This is a genomic window from Baaleninema simplex PCC 7105, assembly GCF_000332355.1.
GTDB lineage: Bacteria > Cyanobacteriota > Cyanobacteriia > Cyanobacteriales > Geitlerinemataceae > Baaleninema > Baaleninema simplex.
The window spans coordinates 1974385-1982001 of sequence record NZ_KB235958.1; the positions used below are offsets into that span (position 1 = coordinate 1974385).

Annotated in this window: 9 protein-coding genes and 2 pseudogenes; 3 read left to right on the top strand and 8 right to left on the bottom strand. The window is 52.4% G+C overall.

All coding sequences use genetic code 11. The annotated features are described in order from the left end of the window. Positions 1-150: 150 nt before the first annotated feature. Together GEI7105_RS30010 and GEI7105_RS0110845 are read right to left on the bottom strand one after the other, a co-directional pair. Complete coding sequence (locus GEI7105_RS30010) at positions 151-1299, bottom strand: tetratricopeptide repeat protein (RefSeq protein ID WP_083862353.1); 1149 nt, start codon at positions 1297-1299, stop codon at positions 151-153. After that, entirely contained in the window at positions 1280-2740 is a 1461-nt protein-coding gene (locus GEI7105_RS0110845; RefSeq protein WP_017660488.1) for an ATP-binding protein, read from the bottom strand. The genes GEI7105_RS30010 and GEI7105_RS0110845 overlap by 20 nt, the downstream gene beginning before the upstream one ends. A 235-nt stretch (positions 2741-2975) precedes the next feature. On the opposite strand from GEI7105_RS0110845, the gene GEI7105_RS37125 reads away from it, so the two are divergent. Both GEI7105_RS37125 and GEI7105_RS0110855 read left to right on the top strand, forming a co-directional pair. Then, complete coding sequence (locus GEI7105_RS37125; RefSeq protein ID WP_017660489.1) at positions 2976-3152, top strand: hypothetical protein; 177 nt, start codon at positions 2976-2978, stop codon at positions 3150-3152. Between the two features lie 104 nt (positions 3153-3256). Continuing rightward, positions 3257-3457 carry a hypothetical protein gene (locus GEI7105_RS0110855; RefSeq protein WP_017660490.1) on the top strand — a complete coding sequence of 67 codons (201 nt, stop codon included), beginning with the start codon at positions 3257-3259 and terminating at the stop codon, positions 3455-3457. Between the two features lie 24 nt (positions 3458-3481). On the opposite strand, the pseudogene GEI7105_RS0110860 reads toward GEI7105_RS0110855, so the two are convergent. Beyond that, positions 3482-3901 (bottom strand): annotated as a pseudogene (locus tag GEI7105_RS0110860) (adenylate/guanylate cyclase domain-containing protein); the annotation flags it as partial. Between the two features lie 77 nt (positions 3902-3978). Between GEI7105_RS0110860 and GEI7105_RS0110865 the strand changes: the two are divergent. Further along, positions 3979-5244, top strand: coding sequence for an IS701 family transposase (locus tag GEI7105_RS0110865; RefSeq protein ID WP_026097477.1), 1266 nt, complete (start codon positions 3979-3981; stop codon positions 5242-5244). Here the strand turns inward: GEI7105_RS0110865 and GEI7105_RS41000 are convergent. The 5 genes and pseudogenes from GEI7105_RS41000 to GEI7105_RS41005 form a co-directional block, all read right to left on the bottom strand. After that, positions 5137-5469: a winged helix-turn-helix domain-containing protein gene (locus tag GEI7105_RS41000; protein WP_375339033.1), complete on the bottom strand. Its 333-nt coding sequence runs from the start codon at positions 5467-5469 to the stop codon at positions 5137-5139. The two genes, GEI7105_RS0110865 and GEI7105_RS41000, sit on opposite strands and share 108 nt — an antisense overlap. Then, the gene (locus GEI7105_RS0110870) at positions 5414-5890 is read right to left on the bottom strand and encodes a helix-turn-helix domain-containing protein (RefSeq protein ID WP_026097581.1); all 477 of its coding nucleotides are present in this window, start codon (positions 5888-5890) and stop codon (positions 5414-5416) included. The genes GEI7105_RS41000 and GEI7105_RS0110870 overlap by 56 nt, the downstream gene beginning before the upstream one ends. 61 nt (positions 5891-5951) lie before the next feature. After that, the gene (locus GEI7105_RS0110875) at positions 5952-7112 is read right to left on the bottom strand and encodes a metallophosphoesterase family protein (protein WP_026097582.1); all 1161 of its coding nucleotides are present in this window, start codon (positions 7110-7112) and stop codon (positions 5952-5954) included. Between the two features lie 9 nt (positions 7113-7121). After that, positions 7122-7487 (bottom strand): hypothetical protein, encoded by a 366-nt coding sequence (locus tag GEI7105_RS0110880; protein ID WP_017660493.1) that lies wholly within the window; start codon positions 7485-7487, stop codon positions 7122-7124. A 47-nt stretch (positions 7488-7534) separates the two neighbouring features. Continuing rightward, positions 7535-7617 (bottom strand): annotated as a pseudogene (locus tag GEI7105_RS41005) (transposase); the annotation flags it as partial.

Sequence of the window (7617 nt, forward strand, 5' to 3'; positions counted from 1 at the left end):
CCCCCTTCGCCCCCCTTTGAAAGGGGGGTTGGGGGGATGGTTGGGGGGATAGAGAGACTTGTCAGGTCGGGCAAAACCAGTGTTTGAGTCTTCGACTCCGCTCGGACTCAACGCTTCGACTTCGCTCAGCGTTGAGAGTCGGATTCCGTATTAAGCCTTCAACTGAACGAGTAAGGTTTCGCACTCGTCCGCCAGAGGAATACCCAATCCTCGGGAAATGGTTAAGGCTTGCTGACAATATGAAAAAGCGGTATCGCGATCGCCGAGCCGATCGTACAGTTCGCCCAGGTTTTTCAACCCTTCAGCTTCCCCGTGGCGATCGCCGATTTCCCGTGCGATGTCAAGGGCTTTTTCTAATGCGTTGCGAGCGTCTTCGTAGCGTTCGAGTCGGATGTAGGTTTCGCCTAAGTTAGATAGGGCGATTCCTTCTCCTTCGCGAAAACTAATTTCGCGGGAAATTTCGAGGTACTGGCGCTCGCACTCAAGGGCTTTTCGGTATTCTCCCAAAGCATAATAGGCATAGCCGAGATTGCCCAAAGCTTGACCTTCCCCGAGGCGATCGCTCATCTCCCGCGAGATGTCTAAATCTTGCTCGTGTTGGGCGATGGCGGCCGTGTAATCCCCCAGGGCGTGATAGGCTAGCCCCAAGTTACCCAAGGCTTGGCCTTCCCCGAGGCGATCGCCGATCTCGCGAGAGAGGGTTAAGGTCTGTTCGTGATACTCGATCGCCCGTCGGTACTCGCCGAGATAGTAAAATTCCAGTCCTAAGTTTCCCAGAGCGATCGCGACGCTTTGTTGGTTTCCGAGAATTCGCGCGATTTCTAAATGTCGCTGGTGACACTCGATGGCCTTCGGGTAATCTCCGAGATAAGAATAGGCGGTTCCCAATCCCTTCAAACAGGTCAGGTCGAGTTCGAGACTACTCTTTCCTAGTAGCTGCTCGTACAATTCGATTTGTTCGCGGTAGTATCCCCACACTTCGAGTTGTTTGTGAAGCTCGTCGCCGGTTGGCGTGTTGAGGCGCAGCAGGAGAATTTCCCGCGCCCGTTCCCAGTCATCAATTTCGCATAAATGGCGAAAGGCTTCGACGTACCCGCGCACGCGATCGAGATTGGAGGCGTTGGGAGCGGGTTCGTAGCGCGTCAACCAGTTGAGAACGGCTCGGTAGTGAGTCCGCTTCCAGCGAGGACTGATGGATTTGAGACCGGCGGCTTGTAAGTCCAGGCGACGGAGCAACGCGTCCTGAAAAGAAGGCGATCTCGGTTCCTCAGTATCGGACTTATCTGGGCAGTTCTCCATCGTCGAGATCGAGTTGCTGTAAGTGTTTGAGGGAAACGCTACGGATGAGGTTGTGTTGGCGCAGGAGAATGCGATCGTTTTCGACAATTTCTTCAACGAGATAGCGATCTCGCAGGGTTTCGAGGGCGAGATGACGGGCGAATTCGTCGCAATCCCAGTCTTCGAGATGGCTCAGCCAAAAGTCTTCGGGGACGGGAGTGCGATACACCGAAGCTTCGCAAAGCAAGAGATAGGCGTTGCGAGCTTCTCGTTCGAGACGGTTAAAAGTCCGCTCGAGCCGATCGCGAACTTTCAGGCGCAGGTGTCGCGTACATTGATGGAGTTGCCACCGATCGCTCGCAGAAGTGGTTGTCCCTGTTTTGGCCTCTGCGATCGCGTTTTCGACTTCCTCTATTTCTCGTCCGTATTTCTTCCAGTACGCTACCACATTTCCTCGAAACGGCGCGTTGGTAATTTCACCGGCAATCACCCGCAACGCTAGGGGGTGTCCCTCGTAGGCCGCACCGATCCGTTCCAGATACGGACGATCTTGATGACTCACTTTTAGCTCAGTTTTTGCGAACAGTGCCAACTGCTCCTCCGGCGCCAAGCCGCTGACGAACTGACAGTTCCAAAACGCTTCGTAACGGGGGGGAAGCTGACCGGGAAAGTCTTGTGACGTGAGAACGATGCGACTCGGGCAAGACTCAGCCGCCAAAACTCCCTCGAAAAACTGCGCCCACCAGGGATCTTGAAAATCACTCCAGCCCTCGTCTTCGTTTCCCGTCAGGATCAGTTCTAGGGAGTCGATAATGAGTAAATAGGGCTGTTCGAGAAAGCGATCGATCGTGCGCTGCAACAGCCGTTCGGTATCTTTACAATTATCGACGGGAACGCCCCACCGCTGCCACCAGCGAGTGGCGACGCTCGCGAAGTCCATCGCTTGACGTTCGTTTTCCAAGTTTTCGCGCAGAAGGTAGTGCCACTCTCCCCCCATCCAATCGTCGTGCAACGCAACGGCGATGCGCTCGGCGAGAGCGGTTTTACCGATGCCAGTAATGCCGAGCAGTACGAGAATCCGACAGGATTGGCGCAGTTGCTGGGTCAGTTCTTCGACGAGATGCTCTCGCCCCACCCAGGCTTCATCGTAAGCAAAGAAATCCACAATCGGTTCTGACGGTTCGACCGGCGATCGCTCAGTTGGTTCCGATGCTCGAACCTTCGAGATAGACGGGATTTCGGCGGCCTCTACCACGGCTTTCCAGTCGGCCTCGACCGCCTCGCAGATGGCGATGAAGGTTTGCGATCGAATCGGCAATCCTCGCCAAAATCGCTTCAGCGTTGCCCGCGACGTCGAAGCCGCGTCGCACCAAGTATCGGAAGACTTCAACCACCCCTTCAACCGACGGGCGCGATCGACCAGTTCCAAGCCGCGAGGCGAGGCTTTTAGGGTTGCTGCCATAGGGTTTGAGACCTCCAGAAAAATTGCAAAGAGTTCAGTTTCGGATAATTTCTACTGAAAACTTGACAGAGCCAAAAATGAGCCTATAATGGACTTGTCCGAAGCGAGCGATACCTCAAAACCTCTTTTATAGAAGGATTGTAGGGAATTAAAACTGTCTCGGCGATCGACTCGTTTTCGGCTCATTTAAACCGACTGTTCTCGATATCTTGTCGTTCTACTCAGGAAAGCGATCGTGCAAACTCAAGCCCCAGTCCAACAACCCACCTACACCGCCCAACAACCGGTTGCCAGCCCCATGCCCTTCGGTTTTCCGATGCAAATGCCCGAAGCGGGACCTTCGAGCAGCATCCTCCTAATGCTGACCTTCTGCGTGTGGCTGTTGCGCCAACAACTGCGAGACAGCCAGTAAACCCAAGTACGCTCTCTTTTTAGATTTTAGCCTATTTTTGGCTCACTCGTTAGAGCCGTTTTTTTGGAACTATCATCGCATTGCATCATCAGAGGACATCTACAATGGAAAGCCAAATTCAACAAGTTTTCGTCGCCGAAGCCACGCTACAGCAACCGGCGCCCCCTCCCACTGTCACCAGTCAGCCCGTGGTCATGCGCGTTCCGACCAGCGTTCCCGTTCAAGTTCCCGAAGCTACGCCGTCGAGTGGCGTGCTGTTGATGCTGACCTTCTGCGTGTGGCTGTTGCGCCAACGGATCGCCTGAACCTCCCCGTTCTCGCATCTCTGGCTAACTCTGGCGCTCGCTGTCTTCAAACGCTTCTCGGCAAGACAGCGAGCGTATGTCTTGTTGGCCCAGAAGCCAGTAGGTGGTCATTTCTCCTTTGCCCTTAATCGTCACCGTTCCCCGCAACTCCAAACGGTAACGATGTTTCAAACGATGATATGTCGCTTCCGTCACCTGAATTTTACCGGGAAGACCCGAGGATTCCATGCGACTGGCAACGTTGACGGCGTCCCCCCATAGGTCGTAAATAAACTTTTTAATGCCGATGACCCCCGCGACCACCGATCCCGTCTCAATCCCCACTCGTAGCTGAAGGGGTTCGTCTAAGGTTCGATTGAGTTTGTTAATTTCCCGCTGCATGGCTAGGGCTAAGTCTGCAACGGCTTCGACGTGGTTCTCCATCTGGAGGGGTAATCCTCCTACCGGGACTTAAACGGTAAAAAAGGTAAAATAAAAGCAAAACCCTTGACTGAAAAGGATTTAAGGTGGAGAGTGTCCCCATGAGAGAGACCACCCCAGCCGCTATGCCACCCTGCTTTGAGAAGTGGTGCAAGCGTTTCGACCCCGACTTCAAAACCCAAGCACAAAAAAAGGGGTTTAGACACTATTTGGGAGGATTACTCGGGGAAAGCCAGCGAAAAAACATAACTCAGATGGCAAACGACTCGGTGGGAGTGGTTTACAACCGCTTACATCATTTTATAACGGAATCCCCTTGGGAGGAGAAGCGTATTAACGAACGTCGTTTAAAGGTGGTGGACTCCTGCCATCAAACCCGAGTGGGTCGGGGATTTGCCTTGCTGCTCGATGATACAGGACATCGAAAAAGCGGCAACTTCACCGCAGGTGTGGGAAGACAGTACATCGGAGAAATCGGCAAGCTCGACAACGGAATCGTGGCGGTAACGACCCATCTCTATGATGGCAAAAAAAATTTGCCTCTGGATGTAGAAATCTATCAGCCAGCCAGTTCCTTACCCTCAGGCAAGAAAGATCCCTCTTTCAAAAAGAAACCCGAAATCGCCTTAGAATTAATTGACCGGAGTTTAAAGAGAGGGTATCGACCGGGAATCGTCCTCATGGATGCCGGCTATGGTAACAACACAAATTTTTTAAAGGGACTCGAATCTCGCCGACTGAAGTATCTAGGAGCCGTCGCCAAAAATCGGAAAATCTGGCTGAATCAATCGGGAGAAAATTGGCAAAAGATTCGCCTTGATGAATATGCCAAAAGCTTACCAGAAGAGGACTTTACGTCAGTTTCTCTAAATTCAAACAAGCCCAAAACCCTGTGGGTGGCGACGGGTACGGCAGAGCTGTCACGTCTACAAGGAGAAAGAACCTTTGCTATCGTCATGAATGCAAGTTCTTATGCGGACGCGACAGAAATTGATTATTTCATCACGAATGAAGACTCCGAAAAAGTGACTGCCGAATGGGTCGTGAACACTTACTCAGGGCGAAACTGGGTAGAAGTCTTCTATCGGGAAGCCAAAGGATGGTTGGGTTGGAGGGAATGCCAGGCGAGAGGTTTGAAGAGTTTACAGCGGCATTTAATTTTGGTATTTTGTGCCTACACTTTTATCCTTTGGCATAAGTTGACGGGCGGTTTACGAAGGAAGTGGGCGAACCAACCTTTGGAAACTTTTGTAGATGCTTTAGAGGCTTTTCGGACAGCCATGTCTTTTCGTTTTGTGGCATGGCTGAACGAGAATCGAGACCTGTTTGCCGCTCACAAAGCGCGTTTTGGCTTGGTTTGGGCTTGAAATTTGTTTAAGTACCGTTAGAAAACCTGTTTTGAGATGCACCCGGATAGGTTTTAATCCCACACGATGTTCGTCGAAAAAACAGACTTGAACTTCGGAGTTGGGATGCTCCTCTTGTAACTTTTTTACCTTGAGCGGCAAATCCTTCTTGAACTGCTCTTGCTCCTCTTTATTTCCTTTTTCGTGCTTGGGTCTCGGTCTCTGCCAAGAGTAACCGCACTTTATTTAGATAATCCCATCCTCGCTGATTCCAGACTTTCTCTCGTCCCGTTTCTTTTTCAATCCAGCGAGCCACTTTCGGCCCCGTCCATTGCCCTCCATCAGAAGGTTTTCCTTTGAGAGCTTCTTTGAGTTTATTCAATTGCTCTTCATTGAGTAATGCTCGGTGTTTTTTGGTCTTGGGGTGATTTTGATTTCGTTGATTTTTGATTCCTTTATCACCTTCTTGGTTATATTTTTTTACGACTTTTTGGGCATATTCATAATTGAGCCCCACAGCTATAGCACTATTCTTGAGTGTCCAACCCCTGGCCACTTTCCACAACAAATGCCACCGTCTGGCTTCCACATTATCGCGGCTTTTCTTGTATTTTTCTCTCAGCTCCTCTGCGCTGAAATGAGGGGCTAAACTCACTTTTCTTGGCATCGCTGTCGTTCCTGACTACACTTCTTGTATTATAGCCAGGTTTTCGTACACGGATTTCGTATCACTCAATGGGAACGTACTGTTTGTTTTGTTCCTCTGGCGTTAACGACTCCCAAGTGACATCTCGCCGCAACACCCAACCGTTGGGACCGACGATAATGCGAGGAAGGGTTTCGGGATCGATCGCCTCCAAGGTTTTCATATCGTACGTCGTGTAGCGGGTGATTTCCTCGGCGAAATTGATATCGACGACTGTTAACGTGTGTGTCGGCGACAGCGCACCGTCGAGTAACATTCGCGGTCCGCTTCCTAACGCGCCAGCGTGGAGAAGTTCCAATTCGCCGCGACGACCGGGAAAATAGGCGTGATGGTGTCCGCTGATGTAAGTACGGACGCGGTGACGTTCGAGGAGCGATCGCACGTCTTCAGCGTTGGCGACGATTTCTCCCAACTCGTCTCGTCCGATCGCGATGGCGTACAACGGGAGATGACCGATCGCGATACGAAGTTTGGCCTGTTTCGCCACGTCTTCCGAGAGGCTTTTTTCGGCCCACGCCAGTTGTTCGGCGGGAATTTTCGAGGTGGAGGCATCCCAAACCAGGTAAAAAATATCGTTCTGCGTAAAGCTGTAATAGAAGGGAAATCCCGAGCGATCGACAAAGTTCAACCCCGTATCGCGGTCGGGATTTTGCCAATATTCCCGCGCTAATTCCCGTTCGGTGTCGTACAAATACGCGCCGTTAGCGAGAACTCCCGAGGCGTCGTGATTTCCGAGGGTGAAGCCGAAGGGAAAACCGGCGTTGCGGATCGGTTTGCGGAGATGGCGATCGAAGGCGTCCCACATGGCGCGAATTTCGGATTCGGTTAAAAACGGATCTTGTCCGGCTACCATATCGCCGCTACAGATAACTAAATCCGGTTCCCAGTCGGGGAGAAGTTCCACCGCGCGATCGACTTGAGGTTCGTAGGTAGTCGAACCGTACTGACTGTTGAGATCGCTAACGACGACAATTCGCACGTCGCCGCGTCGGGGGGCTAACATTCCATCGGGGCCGACTGGCGATCGCAGCGATTCAATAGTCGCAGGTTCTGGGGACGGCGTCGCAACGGGTTTCGGGGTTGATGGAGAGAGTTTCGGCGGTGCGAACGCCTTGCGGACTGCAACCCCCACCCCCAAGCCGAACAGACTTCCACCTAAAACGAACAATTGACGGCGTCTCATAGGATTTTGCTACAACACAGCAGGTTCCAACATCCGAATCGTTCCCCCGTCGGCGTCGACTTCTACGTCCGTTCCCAGCGGAAGCGTGACGATGGGTTCGACGTGGCCGATAGTTGCACCGTACCAGGCGGGAATTCCCAAGGGTTCGATATGTCCCCAAACCACTTCTTCGAGGGTTAGGGAACCGTACCCTTCGCCGGGATCGCAGCGGGTACATTGTCCGAAGACAAACCCCGCCAGGCGATCGAACCAACCAGCGAGTTTGAGATGGGTCATCATGCGATCGATGCGGTAGATGTCTTCTCCCACGTCTTCGAGAAACAAAATCGCGCCTTCGAGATCGACGGCGTAAGGCGATCCGGCGATTCCCGACAATACGGAAAGGTTTCCCCCGAAAAGCCGTCCTCGCGCCGTTCCCGATACTATGGTTTGCCAGCGTTGACATCCTCTCCCAGCAACCCGTTCCGGGTATGCAGGGAGATTCCTTGGGTCGCCCCAAAGATTT

Bases quoted from the DNA above. Each gene is read 5' to 3' on its own strand.
- GEI7105_RS0110845 (WP_017660488.1), bottom strand. From the start codon at position 2,740: ATGGCAGCAACCCTAAAAGCCTCGCCTCGCGGCTTGGAACTGGTCGAT.
- GEI7105_RS30010 (WP_083862353.1), bottom strand. From the start codon at position 1,299: ATGGAGAACTGCCCAGATAAGTCCGATACTGAGGAACCGAGATCGCCT.
- GEI7105_RS0110855 (WP_017660490.1), top strand. From the start codon at position 3,257: ATGGAAAGCCAAATTCAACAAGTTTTCGTCGCCGAAGCCACGCTACAG.
- GEI7105_RS0110875 (WP_026097582.1), bottom strand. From the start codon at position 7,112: ATGAGACGCCGTCAATTGTTCGTTTTAGGTGGAAGTCTGTTCGGCTTG.
- GEI7105_RS0110865 (WP_026097477.1), top strand. From the start codon at position 3,979: ATGAGAGAGACCACCCCAGCCGCTATGCCACCCTGCTTTGAGAAGTGG.
- GEI7105_RS0110870 (WP_026097581.1), bottom strand. From the start codon at position 5,890: ATGCCAAGAAAAGTGAGTTTAGCCCCTCATTTCAGCGCAGAGGAGCTG.